19 protein-coding genes are annotated in these 20,390 nt (G+C 59.2%); 8 read left to right on the top strand and 11 right to left on the bottom strand.

Annotated features, from left to right (window positions below; genetic code table 11):
* Window positions 1–582: 582 nt before the first annotated feature.
* The gene (locus ACMXYI_RS07160) at window positions 583–747 is read right to left on the bottom strand and encodes a DUF1328 domain-containing protein (protein WP_003177151.1); all 165 of its coding nucleotides are present in this window, start codon (window positions 745–747) and stop codon (window positions 583–585) included.
* Window positions 748–828: 81 nt separating this feature from the next.
* Window positions 829–1,116 carry a hypothetical protein gene (locus ACMXYI_RS07165; RefSeq protein WP_415772455.1) on the bottom strand — a complete coding sequence of 96 codons (288 nt, stop codon included), beginning with the start codon at window positions 1,114–1,116 and terminating at the stop codon, window positions 829–831.
* A 432-nt stretch (window positions 1,117–1,548) separates the two neighbouring features.
* Between ACMXYI_RS07165 and algB the strand changes: the two genes are divergently transcribed.
* Window positions 1,549–2,895, top strand: a complete 1,347-nt coding sequence (gene algB, locus ACMXYI_RS07170; RefSeq protein ID WP_415772457.1) for a sigma-54-dependent response regulator transcription factor AlgB — start codon at window positions 1,549–1,551, stop codon at window positions 2,893–2,895.
* Between the two features lie 10 nt (window positions 2,896–2,905).
* Window positions 2,906–4,696: a KinB sensor domain-containing domain gene (locus tag ACMXYI_RS07175; RefSeq protein WP_415772459.1), complete on the top strand. Its 1,791-nt coding sequence runs from the start codon at window positions 2,906–2,908 to the stop codon at window positions 4,694–4,696.
* 12 nt (window positions 4,697–4,708) lie between these two features.
* Here the strand turns inward: ACMXYI_RS07175 and ACMXYI_RS07180 are convergent, their stop codons facing one another.
* The 7 genes from ACMXYI_RS07180 to ACMXYI_RS07210 all read right to left on the bottom strand — a co-directional run bounded on the left by ACMXYI_RS07180 (window position 4,709) and on the right by ACMXYI_RS07210 (window position 12,009).
* Entirely contained in the window at window positions 4,709–6,322 is a 1,614-nt protein-coding gene (locus tag ACMXYI_RS07180) for an EAL domain-containing protein (RefSeq protein WP_056738443.1), read from the bottom strand.
* Between the two features lie 75 nt (window positions 6,323–6,397).
* Window positions 6,398–7,177, bottom strand: a complete 780-nt coding sequence (locus ACMXYI_RS07185; protein WP_415772461.1) for an N-acetylmuramoyl-L-alanine amidase — start codon at window positions 7,175–7,177, stop codon at window positions 6,398–6,400.
* 103 nt (window positions 7,178–7,280) lie between these two features.
* A complete protein-coding gene (locus ACMXYI_RS07190; protein WP_415772462.1) occupies window positions 7,281–9,329 on the bottom strand; it encodes a GGDEF domain-containing protein in 2,049 nt (682 codons plus the stop codon).
* Window positions 9,326–10,204, bottom strand: a complete 879-nt coding sequence (locus ACMXYI_RS07195) for an endonuclease/exonuclease/phosphatase family protein (protein ID WP_033059783.1) — start codon at window positions 10,202–10,204, stop codon at window positions 9,326–9,328. Before ACMXYI_RS07195 ends, ACMXYI_RS07190 begins: the two co-directional genes overlap by 4 nt.
* A gap of 14 nt (window positions 10,205–10,218) precedes the next feature.
* Window positions 10,219–10,860 (bottom strand): thiol:disulfide interchange protein DsbA/DsbL, encoded by a 642-nt coding sequence (locus ACMXYI_RS07200; RefSeq protein ID WP_123367420.1) that lies wholly within the window; start codon window positions 10,858–10,860, stop codon window positions 10,219–10,221.
* A 200-nt stretch (window positions 10,861–11,060) separates the two neighbouring features.
* Window positions 11,061–11,672, bottom strand: coding sequence for a c-type cytochrome (locus ACMXYI_RS07205; protein WP_008156009.1), 612 nt, complete (start codon window positions 11,670–11,672; stop codon window positions 11,061–11,063).
* Window positions 11,673–11,718: 46 nt separating this feature from the next.
* Window positions 11,719–12,009 (bottom strand): c-type cytochrome, encoded by a 291-nt coding sequence (locus tag ACMXYI_RS07210; RefSeq protein WP_129439668.1) that lies wholly within the window; start codon window positions 12,007–12,009, stop codon window positions 11,719–11,721.
* 191 nt (window positions 12,010–12,200) lie between these two features.
* Here ACMXYI_RS07210 and yihA point away from each other — a divergent pair, with 191 nt between their 5' ends.
* Complete coding sequence (yihA, locus tag ACMXYI_RS07215; protein ID WP_033059788.1) at window positions 12,201–12,845, top strand: ribosome biogenesis GTP-binding protein YihA/YsxC; 645 nt, start codon at window positions 12,201–12,203, stop codon at window positions 12,843–12,845.
* A 287-nt stretch (window positions 12,846–13,132) separates the two neighbouring features.
* On the opposite strand, the gene polA is transcribed toward yihA, so the two are convergent.
* Window positions 13,133–15,904, bottom strand: coding sequence for a DNA polymerase I (gene polA / locus ACMXYI_RS07220; RefSeq protein WP_415772465.1), 2,772 nt, complete (start codon window positions 15,902–15,904; stop codon window positions 13,133–13,135).
* Between the two features lie 74 nt (window positions 15,905–15,978).
* On the opposite strand from polA, the gene ACMXYI_RS07225 reads away from it, so the two are divergent.
* Window positions 15,979–16,269 (top strand): DUF2782 domain-containing protein, encoded by a 291-nt coding sequence (locus ACMXYI_RS07225; RefSeq protein WP_046055305.1) that lies wholly within the window; start codon window positions 15,979–15,981, stop codon window positions 16,267–16,269.
* Window positions 16,270–16,327: 58 nt separating this feature from the next.
* Entirely contained in the window at window positions 16,328–17,278 is a 951-nt protein-coding gene (locus ACMXYI_RS07230; RefSeq protein WP_046044879.1) for a homoserine kinase, read from the top strand.
* Between the two features lie 40 nt (window positions 17,279–17,318).
* Here ACMXYI_RS07230 and znuA read toward each other — a convergent pair whose 3' ends face one another.
* Window positions 17,319–18,239, bottom strand: a complete 921-nt coding sequence (znuA, locus tag ACMXYI_RS07235; RefSeq protein ID WP_415772467.1) for a zinc ABC transporter substrate-binding protein ZnuA — start codon at window positions 18,237–18,239, stop codon at window positions 17,319–17,321.
* 66 nt (window positions 18,240–18,305) lie between these two features.
* Between znuA and zur the strand changes: the two genes are divergently transcribed.
* Genes zur through znuB form a run of 3 tightly spaced genes read left to right on the top strand, consistent with a single transcriptional unit; the run spans window position 18,306 to window position 20,354 of the window.
* The gene (zur, locus tag ACMXYI_RS07240) at window positions 18,306–18,788 is read left to right on the top strand and encodes a zinc uptake transcriptional repressor Zur (RefSeq protein WP_033059798.1); all 483 of its coding nucleotides are present in this window, start codon (window positions 18,306–18,308) and stop codon (window positions 18,786–18,788) included.
* The gene (znuC, locus tag ACMXYI_RS07245; RefSeq protein ID WP_095126769.1) at window positions 18,788–19,573 is read left to right on the top strand and encodes a zinc ABC transporter ATP-binding protein ZnuC; all 786 of its coding nucleotides are present in this window, start codon (window positions 18,788–18,790) and stop codon (window positions 19,571–19,573) included. The genes zur and znuC overlap by 1 nt, the downstream gene beginning before the upstream one ends.
* The gene (gene znuB, locus ACMXYI_RS07250) at window positions 19,566–20,354 is read left to right on the top strand and encodes a zinc ABC transporter permease subunit ZnuB (protein WP_056738429.1); all 789 of its coding nucleotides are present in this window, start codon (window positions 19,566–19,568) and stop codon (window positions 20,352–20,354) included. Before znuC ends, znuB begins: the two co-directional genes overlap by 8 nt.
* The last annotated feature ends 36 nt before the right edge of the window (window positions 20,355–20,390 follow it).

The following is a 20,390-nucleotide window of genomic DNA, read 5'->3' on the forward strand; positions in this document are numbered from 1 at the left end:
TTTTAACTGAAACCCGCGTCCCAGCCGGTTCGAATACGACATTTCGGCAGGCATAAGTGCCGTGAACCGGTCATCGCAGAGGAGATTGGTTGTTTTTTGAGCGGAGGAATACGGGCTAAAACTCGGGAAAAAGCCTACGTTTAAGCGCGAAAATTCTCGGTCTTTGAGTCGCAGTTTTCTCGATATACGGTCACCAAGAAACACCGCGAAATGGTTTTGCGAGGGATTAGTGGAGGTGCAGAGGAGGAGGCGAGCAGAACGCTCTAGGTCAACGATTTTGCGCTGAGAAAGCTCTTCGCAAGTCCGTCGATCCATGAATGACCGGCGAACTTGCGTCGCAGCTTCTGCCTGACCCGGCCCTTGCGCAGGCACTCCCTGTACCCGTAGGTCACTCCGCCCCCTGAAACAGGCAAAACGTCCCGGCCCCTTGATCATGCGACTACCGTCCTCGGGTAGCGCAGTGGAAAGAAGCCATGCTGCTTCTTTCATGTTACGAATTCAGTACCCGTATGGATCTTTCTTCCATGGCACGGCCGCCCAGAAGAAGGGCGGCTGCCAGTGTCTTTAACAAAGCGCTCATATTCACCCTCGACCGCGACGGCCAAAGAAGAAGGAAGCAATGAACATCACCAGGAACACGACAAAGAGAATCTTGGCGATACCCGTGGCGGTGCCCGCGATACCACCGAAGCCCAGTACCGCAGCGATGATGGCAATGATCAAGAATGTGATTGCCCAGCTCAACATGGTGATTCTCCTTACGCTTCTATTTAGAGATGTTGCTTGTGGTGCTATTCCCGGCGCATCGAACGCGCCAAGTTCATGTGTTTAGAACACCCAACGTTCCTGGCGAGGCATCTCATCCACAGGCTGAGCCTGGTCGACGTCCATCATTCGCATTGGGGGGCTGTCAGCCTGGTTACTGCTGGCCGCGCTGAAATGGGTTTGGGTCGGGTGCTGAATCGACAAGCGTGGCGCTTCTTGCTGCTGGCTCTGCTCCCAACGCTGAAACTGCTGGCCGCCGATCAAGGTGATTAATAGCGCCAGAACAGCAAACAGACCTTGCTGGATATGCAGTGGCGAGATACGCAACTGGGCGGCACGTTGGCGACTCATCCTGAAGCTCCTCCCACACGGTGGTGATCTTGTTGGGGCGACGTCTAAATGCCCTGGTTACTCAGACCATTGCAGCCTGCATGCCAGCTTTTCATGATATTAAAAATCAATAAAATCAATCAGTTATGAATGATGTCGAATTCGGATCGGACGCATCCTGCACGATGGTCCTTTTGAGGTCGTGCGTAATGCACGATGGGTTCGTAGGAACTTTCAATATTTTTGAATTGCGAGGAGGGCGTGGATGTCACAAGGGGACACGGTAATCGCCTGCGAACCGGCTATCTGATAAAAAAACAACAAAATCAGGCGATTAGCCGTAGGGTGCGGAGAGAGCTACGCTGCTGTGGCTGGAATCGACCAGAATCAACCATGCAACTTGCCCGATTTTTCCGGGACTAACCAAGATCATTCTTTAAGGAGCGTAGGAAAATGGAATCAGCCACTGAGCATCAAGGCCGCATTCTGCTGGTGGACGATGAGTCCGCCATCCTGCGTACTTTCCGTTATTGCCTCGAAGATGAAGGCTACAGCGTCGCTACCGCCAACAGCGCCGCCCAGGCTGATGCACTGCTTCAGCGCCAAGTCTTCGACCTGTGCTTCCTCGACCTGCGTCTGGGTGAAGACAATGGTCTCGATGTGCTGGCCCAAATGCGCATTCAGGCGCCGTGGATGAGGGTGGTGATCGTCACCGCTCATTCGGCCGTCGATACTGCCGTGGATGCCATTCAGGCCGGGGCCGCCGACTATCTGGTCAAGCCTTGCAGCCCCGACCAATTGCGCCTGGCCACCGCCAAGCAGCTGGAAGTGCGGCAACTGTCGGCACGTCTGGAAGCCCTTGAAGGCGAAGTGCGCAAACCCAAGGATGGCCTCGACTCTCACAGCCCGGCGATGAAAGTCGTGCTCGAAACCGCCCGCCAGGTGGCCAACACCGATGCCAATATTTTGATTCTCGGCGAGTCCGGTACCGGTAAAGGCGAGCTGTCCCAGGCCATTCACGGCTGGAGCAAGCGCGCGAAGAAATCCTGCATCACGATCAACTGCCCGTCCCTGACCGCCGAACTCATGGAAAGCGAGCTCTTCGGCCACAGCCGTGGCGCGTTCACCGGGGCCAGCGAAAGTACTCTGGGGCGTGTCAATCAGGCCGACGGTGGGACGCTGTTTCTTGACGAGATCGGCGATTTTCCGCTGGTTTTGCAACCTAAACTGCTGCGTTTCATCCAGGATAAAGAATACGAACGGGTGGGCGACCCGGTCACCCGCCGCGCCGATGTGCGCATCCTCGCGGCCACTAACCAGAACCTCGAAGACATGGTGCGCGACGGCCGTTTCCGTGAAGATTTGCTCTACCGCCTGAACGTGATCACCCTGCATCTGCCACCACTGCGCGAACGCAGGGAAGATATTCTGACCCTGGCCGATCGCTTTCTGGCCCGTTTCGTCAAGGAATACGCGCGTCCGGCTCGGGGCTTCAGTGACGAAGCCCGTGAAGCACTGCTCGGCTATCGCTGGCCGGGGAACATTCGCGAACTGCGCAACGTTGTGGAGCGGGCAAGCATCATTTGTCCCCAGGAACGGGTCGAGATCAGTCACTTGGGCATGGCTGAAACACCGGTCAACAACGCACCTCGCATCGGCGCTGCGCTGAGTCTGGATGAATTGGAAAAAGCCCACATCGGAGCAGTCCTCGCCACTGCAGATACGCTGGACCAGGCCGCCAAGACCCTGGGTATCGATGCCTCGACGTTGTACCGAAAACGCAAGCAGTACAACTTGTGAGCAGTCTCCGATGAGACTGGCGATGAAGTTGCGCACGCGGCTGTTTCTGAGTATTTCCGCACTGATCACCGTGGCGCTGCTCGGGCTGTTGCTCGGGCTGGTCAGCGTGATGCAGATGGCGAGCTCCCAGGAAGCGCTGATTCGCAATAATTTCGCCACGCTCGACCTGGGACTGAAATTGCGTCAGACCCTGGGCGATCAGCTGATGATCATGCTCAGCGAGAAGCCGGATCCTGCAGCGTTCGAAGCGTCCAAGCAGCATTATTTCCAGCTGCTTGATGACGGCATTGTCCATGCCCAGGCTGGCGATGAGCGCCAGCACGGTTTCGAACAGGCCAAGACTGACTACCTGAGCTTTCTGCAGGCGTACGACCTGTCTCGTGACTCGACACTGGTGTTGAGTGGCAACAAAGAACTCACCGAAAAATTCAATGCGCTGCGCAATGGTTTGATCGTCGAGCAACAGCGTGCTCTGGATAACATCAATGCCACCGAACGGCAGGCTCGGGAGAGGGCGCTGCTGGTTGCCGGCCTGCTCGGGCTGGTGGGGTTGGCGGTGCTAATCATCGGCTTCGTCACCGCCCACGCTATCGCTCGACGTTTTGGTGAACCGATCGAGGCCCTGGCCCAGGCGGCGGACAACATCGGCCAAGGCAATTTCGAAGTGACGCTACCGATTTCCTCGGCCGTGGAAATGAACCTGCTGACCAAGCGCTTTGGGATCATGGCCGAGGCCCTGCGCGAGCATCAGGCCACCAATGTCGATGAACTGCTCGCAGGCCAGCAGCGTTTGCAGGCCGTGCTCGACAGCATCGATGATGGGCTGTTGATGATTGACCGCGATGGCCGTTTGGAACACCTCAACCCAGTGGCGCAGCGTCAGTTGGGTTGGGACAGCGAGCGTCTCGGTCAAGGTCTGGGTGCGGCGCTTGAGCGTCCCGAGCTCGATGACCAGCTTCAACTGGTATTGCGCGGCGGCACCCTGGAGCGAGCGCCTGAAGACCTGAGTATCGAGGTCGACGGTGAGTCGCGGTTGCTGACCTTTAGCCTGACGCCGGTCAGCCATACACAGGGTCATATTCTCGGCGCCGTAATGGTGCTGCATGACGTCACCGAACAGCGGGCGTTTGAGCGGGTGCGCAGCGAGTTCGTGCTGCGCGCCTCCCATGAATTGCGAACGCCGGTGACCGGGATGCACATGGCGTTCGGTCTGTTTCGCGAGCGCGCGCACTTTGCCAAGGACTCGCGTGAAGCTGATCTGCTGGACACCGTGAATGAAGAGATGCAGCGCTTGATGCAGTTGATCAACGACCTGCTGAACTTCTCCCGCTACCAGAACGGATTGCAGAAACTCACGTTGGCGCCGTGCTCAATCGAGGATTTGCTGGAGCAGGCCCGGGAACGTTTTGTCGGCCCTGCAGAAGAGCAGGGCATCGACCTGCTAGTGGAAGTGCAAGGGCCATTACCGCGATTGCAGGCCGATCAGCCGCAGCTGGACCGGGTGCTCGACAACCTGATCGACAACGCGTTGCGCCACACCGCTTCCGGCGGGCAAATACGTTTGCAGGCTCGACGCCATGGGGAGCGAGTGATTATCAGCGTCGAGGACAACGGCGAAGGCATTGCCTATGGTCAGCAGGGGCGGATTTTCGAACCCTTTGTACAGGTGGGTCGCAAGAAGGGCGGTGCCGGACTCGGTCTGGCGCTGTGCAAGGAAATCGTGCAGTTGCACGGCGGTCGGATGGGGGTTTATTCGCGGCCAGGGCAGGGTACTCAGTTCTATATGGCGCTGTCGGTATAAGCCGCAACCGCTTCAGGCCTCGTCATCGAGACGTCGGGCAGCCAATCGGCGACCACGGGTAATCAGCTCGATGAACTGCACCGCACTCAACGCATGGGCGAATAGCCAACCCTGACCGAACTTCACGCCTTCGCTGCTCAGAAGCGCGGCTTGGGATTCAAGTTCGATGCCCTCGGCAATCACCTTGAGTTGCAGGGCCTGGGCCATGTGAATGATGTGCGGGGCGACACCGCTACTTGCAGCGTCATGACCCAGCGCATCGATAAACGCCTTGTCGATTTTCAGGCAATCGACCGGCAGGGTTTGCAGATAGGCGAGGCTGCAATAGCCGGTGCCAAAGTCATCAATCAGCACTTGATGCCCGACATCCCGCAAGGCTTGCAGGTTTTCCCGGGCTACCACGACATCGATCAATCCCCGCTCGGTGACCTCAAAGGCAATTTGCTTTGCCGCGACGCGGTGCAAGGTCAGCAGTCGCGCCATTACCTGACCGATACGCGGCACCATGACGTCGCAGGCCGCCAGGTTGACCGAGATGTACAGTTGCGGATTGGCCCGCAACAATTGCCCCAGCTGCTCAAGCAGGCGTTGCAGGACGAAGTCGGTCATCTGGCGAATCTGGCCGGTGTTCTCCGCCATCGGAATAAACAGGTCGGGGCTGGTCAGGGTGCCGTCCGGCCTTCGCCAGCGCAGCAAGGCTTCTGCCCCGACACAGTTACGGCTGTCGAGGTCGAAGATCGGTTGATACAGCACCTGCAATTCGCCTCGTCGTATGGCGCCACTCAGTTCGGCGTCCAGCGACTGTCTCTGGCGCACCAGCAAAAGCACCAGAAAACCCACGCATAAGGCGAGTGCCAGGCTGGCCGGCAGCAGCCACCACCAGACTGCAGGTACATGCATACCGGTTCGCGGGCTGATCAGCACCAATTGGTATTCCGGATTGTTGGTGGGCATACGGTAAATCAAGCGGGAATGCGTCACTTGCAGCGCGTCGAGGCTTTTCGGGGGCCAGGGTTCGGTGGGTGGCCAGGCCTGCGAGACACCCAGTACCGGAATCGCGCGCGTGCCGTGGTCGAGCACCACCAGCAGGCTGCTTCCCGGTGGCAAGTCGACCATGTCGGTCAAATGCCCGCGAGACGTCGCGACACGAAAATTGCCGCGCCCGAGCATCAGCGCGGCGCGGTTTTCATCGGGTTCGGTGGTGGTGTTCAGCCAGTAGCTGTAGGTCGGCCCCTTGATGTCTGGCGGCCTTATCATCGACAGCCCTTCCTGGCGGGGGCGGTTGGAACAGATCCGCGAGGCGTCCATATAAGCGGCTTCGTAAACGAAGCGGTAATTGAAGCTGACCTGTTGCAAGGTCGCGATCATTTCGTCATCGCAGCCGCGTAACGGCTGGGCTTCCAGGTCGTCGAGGCTTTCACGCAACTGCCCGAAAAGTTGCTCAAGGCGAGCAAGGAAGCGCTCGCCCTGGGCATTCATTTCTTCGCTTTCGCTCTGCTCGACTTGATGCATGGCCACGAACAGGCTGCCGGCCATCAGGAGTGTCGCGCTCAAGGCAGCAGCCAGTATCGCCAAAAACCAAGGGCGAAAGAACCAACTACGTAGTGTCTCTCGAGCAGCAGGCATAGGGAATATCCGAAGAATTACCAATGAGTTATAGCTGCTGATTGGAAAAAAGCCCTGACCGTCGGGCGGGCGTCATTATTTTGTCTGGTTCAAGACTTGTAGAAGCGCCGCGGTTTGCGCATCCGGGGTGCCATCGAAACGTGACGGTCGGAAGTGCATCTGGAAGGCCGCAATCACATGACGTGTCGCAACATCCAGTTCGCCGGTTTGCGGCGTGGGATAACCCGCGCGGGCCAGTTGTGCCTGAAACCAGCTGATGGTTGGCAGTTGTACTTCGAACTGTGCTTGCTGACGCGTTACCGCCTGCTCGTTCGGCCAGACTCCCAGCCCTTCGGCAGCCAGGCGTTTCCAGGGAAACATCGGCCCCGGATCCAGCTTGCGCAGCGGTGCGATGTCGCTATGGCCGATGATGTTGCGGGGGCTGATGGCGTAACGCTTGCTGATGTCTTTGAGCAGGATGATCAAGGACTGGACCTGGGCTTCGCTATAGGGGTACCAGAGACGCCCTGTCGGGATGACTTTGAAGCCCGGATTGACGATTTCGATGCCGATAGAGCTGGAGTTCAACCAGGTCCGGCCTGCCCATTCGCTTTCGCCGGCATGCCAGGACCGCAGATTTTCATCCATCAGCTTATAGATAGTGGCGTTTTTGTCGTCGCCAATCAGGTAGTGGCTGCTGACCTCGCCGTGGGTCAGCAGTTGCAGCGAGCGCTCCAGTGACGCGGAGGTGTAGTGCACCACCACGAACTGAATGCGGCTGTCGTAATTGGCTGAAGGGTGACTAGTGTCAAACCGGGGGCCGCTGGCACAACCGGCCAACAGAATCAGCGACACGATGAGAGCTAAGTATTTCATGGCGGATGGCAATACACGCAAGGCAGTAATGCAACAGTGTAACGTACTGTCTTGCGCGCAGAAGGCCAACGCGAAGTTTTAAACAAAATGGAACAATTGACCGTCAGCCCAGTGCCACTTGGTTACGGCCGGCATGTTTCGCGCGATATAGAGCCTGATCGGCTCTTTTAAGGACCAGATCGCTATGTTCGCCAGGTTTGAATGCAGTCAGGCCCATGGAAATGGTGATGGTTACTGGCTCACCCTTGAAGTGGAAAGGGCAGGCTTCGATCGAGGCGCGCAGCTTTTCCAGCAGTTTCGCACCAGCAGCTGGCACTGTGTCTGGCATCAACAGGACAAATTCCTCACCGCCGAACCGGGCAATGAAATCCGTCCCGCGCAGGCGCTTGCGTAGCACGCTGGCGATAATTTTCAGTACTTTGTCGCCCGCCAGGTGACCATAGTTATCGTTAATGCGTTTGAAATGGTCGAGGTCGAGCATTGCCAGCAACAGGGTGTTGCCGTGTTGCTGCCATTGGTTGATTTCGTGATCCAGCCGTTCGCTCCAGGCTGCCCGGTTAGGCAGGCCGGTCAGCGGGTCGATCAAGGCCTTCTGACGCTGCTCTTCAAGATGCTCGCGGTAACCCAGGGCTTCCTGCTCCATGTGCGCAACGCGTTCGGCCAGACCATGGAGGCGGGCGGCGACTTCCTGCTCGCGCTCGTTACGCTGCTTCTGGTGCTGGTCCATGGTGCCGAGCAGGCCTTCCAGATGGTTTTCCAGGACGTGCTTGAGATCGTCCAGGTCGGCGGCTTCCTGCATGCTGCTCTGCAAGCCGTCGACCTGCTCGCGGATCTGCGTGTCCATCTCGCGTGCGGCGGAACGGTTGTCGGCATGGCCTTCGCTGGCGGCTTGCAAGTTGCTTTGGAACGACTCGAGGCGTTCGTTGAGCTGTTGCAAGTAGGCTTCGAATTCATGCTGGCCACTGTCGGTGATTGCCAGCATCAAGGTTGCCAGATCGTCGAGGATTGGCAGCAGTTCGTACCAATTCAAACCGTTTTGCAGACGATCACGCATCGCTTCGGCTTGCGGACGATGACGCTCGGGCAGCGTCAGGTCGTCGAGCAGGCCCAGTAACGTGTCTTCGATGTGCTTGGCCACCGAGCTGTAGGACGGCTCGGGTGAGTCCGGCAGGGCGTAGAGAACATCCGCCTCGGATTGTTCAGTGTCTACGGCGGCCAACACCTCCGCCATGGCCGGGGGCAACGGCAGGCTGTCGAGATAGACCGCCGGGGTCAGTTCGTCGGGATTGACTGCCGGTTGAGCCTGTATTTCTGGCTCGATGATTGATGGAGCGGGTTTTTCTGGATGTTCTATGTCCGGTTGCGGTTGCGTCTCTGGAGTCTGGGCGGGTGCTCGCTCCGGCTCAAGCACCGGCGGGACAAACGCTACAACTGCAGGAGAAGGCGCTGCTGCGGGCTGAGCCTCGATCGTCGGTGGCTCGGATGCAGTAGCGGGTGCGGCAACTTGTGCGGCGGCCACTTGCGGCTTATCAACCTTTGGCGCGAGATCGACAGCAACCGCTTCGGCTGGCTGCGGGGCGGGCGTCGGGAAGGTGCCGGCGGCAACCTGTAATGCCGCTTCATCCGCTTCACGGCTGCCAAACAGTCGCTGCAGCAAACCAGGGCGGCCGGGTTCTGCCGGGTTTTCAAGCTGATTCAGGGCCTTGCCTTGCAGGCCGCTCAGTTCGCTGAGCAGCAACGGAATTTCGCGCGCCTGCCCGACTCTTGCCTCCAGATGCTTGGCGAAGTTTTTCAGCGGCCGGCTTACTTCGCGGGGCAGCGGTAATGTTTGCAGCTGCGAGACCAGCGCGGTCAATGCAGCGCTGGTCTGATTAACCCGGGTTTCCCGGCGTTGTTCGGAGTCGAGTACAGCTTTTTCCAACCGCGGAAGCAGGGCGGCCAGGCCGGCGTCCATGTCGTCGGAGCGCACGACTTCACGCATTTCCTTCATGCATTGGTCAACGACGCGGTCGGTGCCCTCGGCTGCCAGCGTGCTGCGTACCAGGCCACGACGCAGCAGGTCGAGCCGGGCGTCCCATCGACGTTCGAGCTTTTCCTGTTGTTCGATGCTTTTGAGGTATTTCTCTTTCCAGCGCTGTGCTTCGTCGCTCATTCATGGGATCCGCGAGGGGCAGGACTCAGCGCGGGCAATGCATCAGCCGTGAGCGAACCCGGCAGACGAATCTCTACCGCGACCGGCAGGTGATCGGAAATGGGTTGTGCCAGCACCTCGACCTTTTCAAGGGTCAGGGTGGGGCTCAGCAGAATATGGTCCAGACAGCGCTGCGGGCGCCAGCTAGGGAACGTCGCTTCCAGTTGCGGCGCGAGCAGGCCGAGGTCACGCAACGGGGAGTTTTGCAGCAAGTCACTGGCGTGGGTATTCATGTCGCCCATCAGCACCTGGTGTTTATAGCCGCCAATCAGCTCGCGGATGTAAGCCAGTTGCATGCTGCGGGCACGAGCGCCCAGTGCCAGGTGCATCATGACCACCACCAGCGCCTCAGGACCTTCGCCAAAGCGCACCAGAATAGCTCCGCGACCCTTGGGCCCCGGAAGCGGATGATCTTCGATCGCCCACGGGCGCAGGCGGCTGAGCACACCATTGCTGTGCTGGCCGAGACGTCCGAGATTGCGATTGAGTTGTTGATACCAGTAGGGGAATGCGCCGAGCTGGGCCAGGTGTTCGACCTGGTTGACGTAGCCTGATCGCAAGCTGCCGCCATCGGCTTCCTGCAAGGCGACCAGATCGAAGTCGCCCAGCAGATTGCCGATCTTTTGCAGATTGTCGGCACGCCCGGTGTGCGGCAACAGATGCTGCCAGCCTCGAGTCAGGTAGTGGTGATAGCGCTCGGTACTGATGCCGACCTGGATATTGAAGCTGAGCAGTCGCAGACGACTGTCCGCGGGCAGGCCCGTCGATTCCAGATGATGTTCGTTGACCCGCGGATCATGCAGGCCAACGACGCGTTCAGTGCCCCAGCGGCGCATGGCAGTCGCCGCGCTTAGTTGGCAGCAGCCTTGTTAGCCGCTCGCTCTTTGTCGACCAGTTTATCGGCTAACTGCAGTGCTTGTTCGGCACCGCCGGCCGAGCCTACATCGAAGCGATACTTGCCGTTGACGATCATGGTTGGAACACCCGAGATTTCATACTTTTTGGCCAGTTCGCGAGCCTTGGTCATCTGACCCTTGATGGCGAAGGAGTCGAAGGTAGCGAGGAACTTGTCCTTGTCTACGCCTTGGGTCGCCAGGAAGTCAGCCATTTCGTTCTTGTCGGTCAGCTTCTTGTGTTCTTTCTGGATGGCGTTGAACACCGCGGCGTGCACGTCATGCTCGACACCCATGCTTTGCAGGGTCAGGAACATTTGCCCGTGGGCGTCCCAAGGGCCGCCGAACAGGGCTGGGATACGCACGAAATTGACGTCGGAAGGCAGCTTTTCAACCCAAGGATTGATCACTGGCTCGAATGCATAGCAGTGCGGGCAGCCGTACCAGAACAACTCCACCACTTCGATCTTGCCAGGTACAGCCACCGGAACAGCGTTAGTCAGTTCGACGTAAGGGGCGGCGGGTGCTTCGGCGGCTTGGGCGGTCATGCCGAACAGGCTGGCAGCGACGAGTGCGGCGCTGATGATCAGATTACGCATGCTTTACTCCTGGACAATTTTGGTCGCCTCGCGCGACCTGTTTTCAGACAGGTCCTGGCGGGCTTGAGTTCTGTAGTGTAACGGCAGCGGCCACAAAAAAGGGCGGCCTAAGCCACCCTTTTTATACTTGCTGCGACGGATTAATAGAGCGTTAACGTTGCAGGAGATGTAAGCCTCGCGCGACGCCCGATTCGCCGGCCTTAGTGCAGGCCTTGGATGTAGCTGGACACCGCTGCGATATCTTCGTCGCTCAGCTTTTTGGAGATGCTCTGCATCGGCTTGGTGTCGCCATCGTTGGTGCGGCCGGCTTCTTCCTTGCGGAAATCGGTCAGTTGCTTGGCGATGTATTGAGCGTGCTGGCCGCCCAGGTGCGGGAAGCCGGCGGCTGCGTTACCCGCACCATTTGGCGAGTGGCAACCGGTACAGGCTGGCAGGCCCTTGGCCAGATCGCCGCCGCGGAACAGTGCTTCACCGCGAGAAACGACTTTCGGGTCGGCGGCGCCAACACTGCCTTTCTGACTGGCGAAGTAGGCGGCGATATCGGCCAGGTCCTGATCGCTCAGGTTGGTCAGCAGGCCGGTCATTTCCAGTACCGTGCGTTTGCCGGACTTGATGTCGTGTAGCTGCTTGTTCAGATAACGCTCGCCCTGGCCTGCCAGTTTCGGAAAGTTAGGCGCCATACTGTTGCCATCCGGGCCATGACAGGCGCCACATACTGCGGCTTTCGCCTGACCAGCAGTCGCATCACCTGCAGCATGGGCAATGCCGGAGATCCCCACGGTCAACAGCAGACTCACGATCAATTTGTTCATCAGCTAATCCAACTACGGCTAAGGGTTAAAGAGTTATGGACCGGGATCACTCGCTCATCCACTGGATGATTGCTTGGTAATCCTCGGCACTGCAGTCCATGCACAAACCACGCGGCGGCATCGCCTTGAAACCCTGGGTCACGTGTTGCACCAGCGTCTCCATACCTTTCGCCAACCTCGGCGTCCAAGCATCCTGATCGCCCTTTTTGGGCGCCATGGGTAGTTGGCCGGAATGACAGGCACCACAAACACGGTTGTACACAGCTTCCGGATCCTGTGTAGCCTGAGCGCTGTAAAGCGGCATCAAGACACCGGCAGCTAGCAGCCATTTCGTCATAAAACGACCTTTTCAGGGTTGAGAGCGTTCTGCGTTCTAGTGCGCAATCAAGGTCATTCGCTCTCGTGAACTTCATCCTACGCTGGGACAAAGCGCACACAAAATCTGCGGCATTATATACTGGCGTCACTGAAACGGAAACGACACTGCTCGCCGCGTCCATTCCCGGCGCCGCCCACATCGGAAATCCCATGCAACTCAAGAACCCCATCCTCGGCCTGTGCCAACAGTCCACCTTCATGCTCAGCGCTGCTAAAGTCGATCAATGTCCCGACGACGAAGGCTTTGAAGTGGCCTTCGCCGGGCGTTCCAACGCCGGCAAGTCCAGTGCGCTGAACACCCTGACACACGCTAGCCTTGCGCGGACCTCGAAAACTCCGGGTCGCACGCAGCTCTTGAACTTCTTCAAGCTAGACGATGATCGTCGTCTGGTCGACCTGCCGGGTTACGGTTACGCGAAAGTACCTATCCCGTTGAAGCTGCACTGGCAGCGTCACCTGGAAGCCTATCTGGGTGGTCGGGAGAGTTTGAAGGGGCTGATTTTGATGATGGACATCCGTCATCCAATGACCGACTTCGACCTGCTGATGCTCGACTGGGCTGTCGCCAGCGGCATGCCGATGCACATTTTGCTGACCAAAGCCGACAAGCTGACCTACGGCGCGGCGAAAAACGTCCTGCTCAAGGTTCAGGCAGACATCCGCAAGGGTTGGGGTGATGCGATCAGCATCCAGCTGTTCTCGGCGCCAAAGCGCATGGGCCTGGAAGACGCCTACACTGTACTGGCAGGCTGGATGGAACTCGCGGACAAGGGCTCGGAGATTGCCGAGCAATAAATCGCGGGCAAAAAAAACCCCGGACTTCTTATGGGGAGGGGGAAGTTCCGGGGTTCAAGTTCCGGACCGCTAGGGCGGGGTCCAGATATCTGCCAACACTTAACACAACATTAGGAGCATCGAAGGGCTTCACCACCCATTCAGTAACTCTGAGTGGCGATTCAGGAGATTAGTTCAGAATTTTTTAAAAAGCCTTTGGAATAGGCCATCGAATTTTCCGAGCTAAGCGCCCTTCGGTCTTTCTGCCGCGGCACTATGCCGCAGCGGAAAACGCCCTTTCAGACGGTTCAGTGAGCCTCATCCCAGTTATTTCCTACACCAACCTCTACCAACAGCGGCACATCAAGCTTCGCTGCATCGCTCATGTGCGCGCGAATTTCATCGCGGACCTGGTCGACCAAATCTTCGCGCACTTCCAGTACCAATTCATCGTGCACCTGCAGGATGACTTTGGCGTCGAGGCCTGATGCTGTCAGCCAGCTATCCACGGCAATCATGGCTTTCTTGATGATGTCCGCCGCGGTGCCTTGCATCGGGGCGTTGATCGCTGTGCGTTCGGCACCTTTGCGCAGGGCCGGGTTTTTCGCGTTGATTTCCGGCAGGTACAGGCGACGACCGAAGATGGTTTCAACGAAACCTTGTTCGGCGGCCTGGGCGCGGGTGCGCTCCATATATTCCAGCACGCCTGGGTAACGGGCGAAGTATCGGTCGATGTAGGCCTGGGATTGCTTGCGATCAACACCAATCTGTTTGGCCAGGCCAAACGCGCTCATTCCGTAGATCAAACCGAAGTTGATCGCCTTCGCGCTGCGCCGTTGGTCGGTGGTGACGTCTGCCAGTTCAACCCCGAAAACTTCGGCGGCGGTGGCTTTGTGCACGTCTAGATTGTTGCGGAACGCGTGCAGCAAACCTTCGTCCTTGGCCAGGTGAGCCATGATTCGCAGTTCGATTTGCGAATAGTCCGCTGCCAGCAGCTTGTAGCCTTTGGGTGCGACGAACGCCTGACGAATCCGACGCCCTTCGGCGGTGCGGATCGGAATGTTCTGCAGGTTTGGATCGCTGGACGACAAGCGCCCGGTTGCCGCGACGGCCTGATGATAAGAGGTATGAATCCGCCCGGTGCGCGGGTTGATCTGCTCTGGCAGGCGATCGGTGTAGGTACTTTTCAGCTTGCTCATCGAGCGGTACTGCATCAGCACTTTGGGTAGCGGGAAATCCTGTTCGGCCAGCTCCGCCAGCACGGCTTCGGCGGTGGACGCCTGGCCCTTGGCGGTTTTGCTGAGGATTGGCAGGCCGAGTTTTTCGTACAGGATCACGCCCAATTGCTTCGGCGAGCCGAGGTTGAATTCTTCCCCGGCAATGGCGAACGCCTCACGCTCGAGGGCGATCATTTTCTCGCCCAGCTCAACGCTCTGAATGCCCAGCAGGTTGGCATCGACCAGCGCACCTTGGCGTTCGATCCGTGCCAGCACCGGCACCAACGGCATTTCGATTTCGCTCAGAACCTTGCTCAGGCTCGGGATAGCGTTGAGTTTTTCCAGCAGGGTTTGATGCAGGCGCAGCGTTACGTCGGCGTCTTCGGCAGCGTAAGGCCCGGCCAACTCCAGAGATATCTGGTCAAATGTCAGCTGTTTGGCGCCTTTGCCGGCGATGTCCTGGAAACTGGTAGTGGTGTGATTCAGGTACTTGAGCGCCAGGCTGTCCATGTCGTGGCGGGTCGCGGTGGAGTCCAGCACGTAGGATTCGAGCATCGTGTCGAAAGCGACGCCTTGCACGGTGATGCCGCAGCTCTGATCGCCACCGATGGCGCAGTTGGCCAGGATGTTCATGTCGAACTTGGCGTGCTGGCCAACCTTGAGTTTGCTCGGGTCTTCCAGAATGGGCTTCAGCGCGCGCAGCACGGTATCGCGATCGAGCTGATCCGGCACGCCCATGTAGGAATGGGTCAGCGGGATGTAGGCCGCTTCGTTGGCTTGTACAGCGAAAGACAGGCCCACCAGTTGCGCCTGCTGCGCATCGATGCCGGTAGTTTCGGTATCGAAGGCAATCAACTTGGCGCCGTTGAGCTTCTTCAGCCACAGGTCGAAATCAGCCTGGGTGAGGATCGTTGTGTACTTGAGTTCGGTATCGACGGCCGCTTCTTCGGCCACCGGAGCGACGACTTCCTGACCGGAACGCTTGGCGTCGCGCTGGTTCTCTTCGAACCAGCTCTTGAACTCCAGCAGGGTATAGAGCTCGGCGAGTTTGTCGTGATCCGGCTTGCCCATTTGCAGGTCGTCGAGGCCGATATCCAGCGGCACGTCGATCTTGATGGTTGCCAATTGATAGGAGAGAAACGCCATCTCCTTGTGCTCTTCGAGCTTGGCCGGCAGGGTTTTGGCCCCGCGAATCGGCAGGGTCGGGACGATGTCGAGCTGCGCATAGAGCTCGGTCAGGCCGCCGTTCACGCCGACCAACAGGCCGGAAGCGGTCTTCGGGCCAATGCCCGGAACGCCCGGAATGTTGTCGGAAGAATCGCCCATGAGTGCCAGGTAATCGATGATCTGCTCGGGAGCGACGCCGAATTTCTCCTTCACGCCCTCCACGTCCAGCGCGCTACCGGTCATGGTATTGACCAAGGTAATGTGGCCGTCGACCAGCTGCGCCATGTCCTTGTCGCCGGTGGAGATCACTACTGGGCGGTCGGCCGCAGCACTGCTGCGGGCCAGCGTACCGATCACGTCATCGGCCTCGACGCCTTCGACGCACAACAGCGGAAAGCCCAGGGCGATCACGCTTTGATGCAGCGGCTCAATTTGCACGCGCATGTCGTCGGGCATGCTCGGGCGGTTGGCCTTGTACTCGGCGAACATTTCGTCCCGGAATGTCCCGCCCTTGGCGTCGAACACCACGGCGAACGGACTTTCCGGGTACTGCTTGCGCAAACTCTTGAGCATGTTCAGCACGCCTTTGACCGCACCGGTCGGCAAACCTTTGGAAGTGGTCAGCGGCGGGAGGGCGTGAAAGGCGCGGTACAGGTAAGAAGAACCGTCCACCAGGACGAGGGGGGCTTGGCTCATGAGCAGGATCAACCTTTTCGGCGGGTCCGGCGCTAGAATAGCGGGACCGTTGACGACAAAGGGACAAGGTTATCATGCGCACACTAAATCGCCTGTTGCTGGCTGGGTTGTTTGCATCCGTTCCGTTGGCCGTCATGGCGGCGGACGATGCACCGACACCGGAGCCGGAAGTTACTATCCGCACGGAAGGGGATAAAACCATCCAGGAGTACCGTCAAAACGGTTTCCTGTATGCGATAAAGGTCACACCGAAAGGCGCACCACCGTATTTTCTGGTGCGCGCGGACGGGACAGATGCAAACTTCATCCGCTCGGATCAGCCGGATATGCTGATTCCGTCGTGGAAGATTTTTGAGTGGAAGTAGTTTCTTAATTTCAATCGGCGCTGGCTCAAGCAGCGGCGCCCGTACTGGCAGTTCAAACATGTCTGTGTTCACCCCGCTGGCTCGGCCCGAGCTGGAAACCTTTCTCGCCCCTTACGGGCTCGGCCGTCTGCTTGATTTCCAGGGGATTGCCGCTGGTAGCGAAAACACCAATTTCTTCATCAGCCTGGAGCAGGGCGAATTTGTCCTGACCCTGGTTGAGCGTGGTCCGGTTCAGGAAATGCCGTTCTTCATTGAACTGCTCGACGTGCTACATGACGCCGACCTGCCAGTGCCTTATGCCTTGCGCACCACCGATGGCGTCGCCTTGCGCGAACTGGCCGGCAAACCTGCGCTGTTGCAGCCACGCCTGGCCGGCAAGCACATCAAGGAAGCCAATGCGCAGCATTGCGCTCAGGTGGGCGAGTTGCTTGGCCATCTGCATCTGGCGACCCAGGCCAACATGATCAAGCGCAAGACCGATCGCGGCCTGGACTGGATGCTGGAAGAGGGCACGCAGTTGCTGTCGCACCTCAATGCCGAGCAAAGCGATCTGCTGCAACGGGCTCTGGACGAAATCACACAGCAGAAGACGAAAATTCTGGCGCTGCCGCGAGCCAATATCCACGCCGATCTGTTCCGCGATAACGCGATGTTCGAAGGGACTCACCTGACCGGGTTGATCGACTTCTACAACGCGTGTTCGGGGCCGATGCTCTACGACGTGGCTATCGCCTTGAACGACTGGTGTTCGGACGAGAGCGGGTTGATCGACGGGCCGCGGGCGAGGGCGTTGCTCGGTGCTTATGCCGCGCTGCGACCGTTCACGGCGGCCGAGGCGGAGTTGTGGCCGACGATGCTGCGGGTGGCGTGTGTTCGGTTCTGGCTGTCGCGGTTGATCGCCGCCGAGTCGTTTGCCGGGCAGGACGTGTTGATTCACGATCCGATGGAGTTTCAGCAGCGTCTGGCGCAGCGCCAGAAGGTCAGCACGCCGCTGCCGTTCGCCCTCTAAATCGTGGCGAGGGGGCAAGCCCCTCGCCACAGGGTGTCGCTTACAACGACTCCAGACACCCCGCCAAATCATTCCCCAACTTCTCCAGCACCTGCTCATACCCCTGAGCGGTCGCTGGCGTGTACCCGCCCAGCGCGTCCAGTTCCGCCAGCTTCACCGGCAGACCCGCCACCAGGGTTTCCGCCAGGCGCGGGCGCAGAGGCGGTTCGCTGAACACACAGGTTTTGCCGACTTCCTGCAATCGAGTGCGCATCGCCGCGACGTGCTGGGCGCCGGGCTGGACCTCGGCGGCGACGCTGAATACGCCGGCGTGCTTGAGGCCATAGGCATCTTCAAAGTAGTCGAAGGCCTCGTGGAATACGAAGTACGGTTTGCCCGCGATGCCGGCCAGGCGCGCTTTCAAGCGAAGATCCATTGCATCCAGACGCTCATCGAACGCCTTGAGGTTGCTCTGATAACGCGCGGCATTGGCCGGATCGGCTGCGCTCAGGTCTGCGGCCATTTTTGTGGCGATGACACGGGCGTTGACCGGCGAAAGCCACAAGTGCGCGTCCAGACTGCCTGGACGGTGATCGTGATCATGCTCGTCGGCTTCTTCAGCGTGGGAGTGGCTATCTTCGGCGAAATGTCGCAGTTTCAGTCCCGGTAAATCCTGCACGGCGACACTGGGCCGCGTACGACCATTCAGCACGCGGGGCAGGAAACCTTCCATGCTCGGACCGATCCAGTAAACCAGATCCACCGATTGCACCTTCCGTACGTCGGATGGGCGCAAGGCATAGTTATGAGGCGAGGCGCCGGGCGGCAGCAAGACTTCCGGAATCGCCACACCGTCCTGCACCGCAGCGGCGATCAGCTGCAGAGGCTTGATACTGGTGAGAACTTTGACTTCTGCGTGAGCTGAACTGATCAGCAGAAAACTTGCGACAAATGCGACAAAGATAGAAAAAAGTCGGGACACGATGACCACTCGAAGAGGCGAGAACGGGTAACATAATAACGTCTCTCACAATACTCGTCGCCGCTCATGCCTAAAACACCGATTGCCAGCCGTCCCCACGACCACTCTCATTGCGTCCATAGCGCATTGTCTGAGGCCGATGCTCTGTGCGCGCGTCAGGGCCTGCGCCTGACCGCCTTGCGCCGGCGGGTGCTGGAACTGGTCTGGCAAAGCCACAAGCCGTTGGGTGCCTACGACATTCTCGCGGTACTCAGTGAGCAGGACGGCCGCCGCGCGGCGCCGCCGACCGTGTACCGTGCGCTGGATTTCCTGTTGGAAAACGGCCTGGTACACCGCATCTCCTCGCTGAACGCCTTCGTTGGCTGCAATCACCCGGGGCACGCCCACCAGGGCCAGTTCCTGATTTGCCGCGAATGCCACGCCGCCATCGAGCTCGAACAGAAATCCATCAGCGACGCGATCATCAGTAGCGCCAAGGATGTCGGATTTGTCGTCGAGGGCCAGACCGTTGAAGTGGTCGGCCTCTGCTCGGGTTGCCAGGGGGTTTGATGAGCAACGCGCTGATCCGCCTCGAGCAGGTTGCCGTCACCTTTGCCGGGCAAAACGTGCTGGATAACATCGAGCTGAGCGTCGAGCCGGGGCAGATCGTCACACTGATCGGCCCTAACGGCGCCGGCAAGACCACGCTGGTGCGCGCTGTACTCGGTCTGTTGAAACCGGACAGCGGCAGCGTGTGGCGCAAGCCGAAACTGCGGGTCGGTTACATGCCGCAAAAACTTCACGTCGATCCGACGTTGCCGCTGTCGGTGCTGCGCTTCTTGCGTCTGGTGCCGGGCGTGGACCGTGCCATGGCCTTGGCGGCACTCAAGGAAGTCGGCGCCGAACAGGTGATCGACAGCCCGGTGCAAAGTGTTTCCGGAGGCGAAATGCAGCGCGTGCTGCTGGCCCGGGCATTGCTGCGCGAACCGGAGCTGCTGGTGCTCGACGAACCTGTGCAAGGCGTCGACGTGGCCGGTCAGGCCGAGCTCTACAGCTTGATCACACGATTGCGCGACCGCCACGGCTGCGGCGTGCTGATGGTGTCCCACGATCTGCACCTGGTGATGAGCACCACAGACCAGGTGGTCTGCCTCAACCGTCACGTCTGCTGCTCCGGGCATCCCGAGCAAGTCAGCGGCGATCCGGCTTTCGTCGAGCTGTTCGGAAAGAACGCACAAAGCCTGGCGATTTATCACCACCATCACGACCACGCCCATGACTTGCATGGCTCGGTGGTCAGCGCGGCCCCGTCGGCCCCTACCCACGTTCACGGAGATAGCTGCAAGCATGGCTGATTTTCTGCTCTACGCCCTGCTTGCAGGTCTGGCCCTGGCGTTGGTCGCGGGCCCGCTGGGTTCGTTCGTGGTCTGGCGGCGCATGGCCTATTTCGGCGACACCCTTTCCCATGCCGCGCTGCTCGGCGTGGCGCTGGGTTTTCTGCTGGATGTCAGTCCGACCGTTGCGGTCACCGTAGGCTGCCTGCTGCTAGCCGTGCTGCTGGTGACTTTGCAACAACGCCAACCGCTGGCGTCCGACACGCTTTTGGGAATTCTCGCACCCAGCACGCTCTCTTTGGGTTTGGTCGTACTAAGCTTCATGCACGAAGTGCGGATCGACTTGATGGCTTATCTGTTCGGCGACTTGCTGGCGATCAGCCCGACCGATCTTGCCTGGATACTCGGCGGCAGCGCGGCCGTTCTGGCCTTGCTGGTGACGTTGTGGCGGCCATTGCTGGCAATCACGGTGCATGAAGAACTGGCTAGGGTTGAAGGTCTGCCGGTGGCGGCGTTGCGCTTGACCCTGATGTTGTTGATCGCTGTGGTGATCGCGGTGGCGATGAAAATCGTCGGTGTGTTGCTGATTACGTCCTTGCTGATCATCCCGGCGGCTGCGGCACAACGTCACGCCCGGTCACCGGAGCAGATGGCACTGGGCGCGAGCCTGCTGGGTATGCTCGCGGTCTGTGGCGGGCTGTCGCTGTCGTGGTTCAAGGACACCCCGGCGGGCCCGTCGATTGTTGTGACGGCCGCCGCACTGTTTCTGCTGAGTTTTGTCCTGCCCCGTCGAGGGGTGTAGACTTGCTCGTTTTTTGCGCAAATAGAGAGTCGCAGG

It is taken from the genome of Pseudomonas lyxosi (assembly GCF_047758685.1).
GTDB classification, from domain to species: Bacteria; Pseudomonadota; Gammaproteobacteria; order Pseudomonadales; family Pseudomonadaceae; genus Aquipseudomonas; species Aquipseudomonas lyxosi.